The following is a 547-nucleotide window of genomic DNA, read 5'->3' as shown; positions in this document are numbered from 1 at the left end:
AGTCCTGCTCGTCGTGACTGCAGGCCCGCGGGCAGCCCTCCGTACCGGGGACGAGGTCGGGGAAGGCCAGGATCACCCGGGACGGGTCCACGTGGTGCAGGCCGAAGGAGCGCACGCCCGGGGTGTCGATGACCCAGCCGTCGCCGTCGGGCAGCGGCAGCGCGAGCGCCGAGGTGGTGGTGTGCCGGCCGCGGCCGGTCACCGCGTTGACGTGCCCGGTGGCGCGCTGGCGGCCCTCGGCGACCAGCGAGTTCACCAGCGTGGTCTTGCCGACGCCCGAGTGGCCGACGAAGGCGGTGATCCGGCCGTTCAGGCGCTCGGCCTCCCGGTCGGCTGCGTCGCCCGTCGCCAGCTCCTCGCGGTTGGTCACCACGTAGTTCAGGCCGAAGGTGGAGTAGATCTCCAGGATCTTGTCCGCGGAGGTCAGGTCCGACTTCGTGAGCACCAGCAGCGGCTCCAGGCCGGCGTCGTACGCGGCCACCAGACAGCGGTCGATCATCCGGGGCCGGGGCTCCGGGTCGGCCAGCGCCGTGACGATCGCCAGCTG

1 protein-coding gene is annotated in these 547 nt (G+C 72.8%); it reads right to left on the bottom strand.

The window, feature by feature from the left end:
- A partial coding sequence (gene rsgA, locus G3I78_RS47355; RefSeq protein WP_164436805.1) for a ribosome small subunit-dependent GTPase A occupies nucleotides 1-547 on the bottom strand: 547 nt, incomplete at both ends.

Source organism: Streptomyces sp. SID13726 (genome assembly GCF_010548375.1).
In the GTDB taxonomy this organism is placed as follows: domain Bacteria; phylum Actinomycetota; class Actinomycetes; order Streptomycetales; family Streptomycetaceae; genus Streptomyces.
The sequence above is the reverse complement of the archived record's forward strand: the minus strand, read 5'-3'. Positions and strand labels throughout refer to the sequence as shown.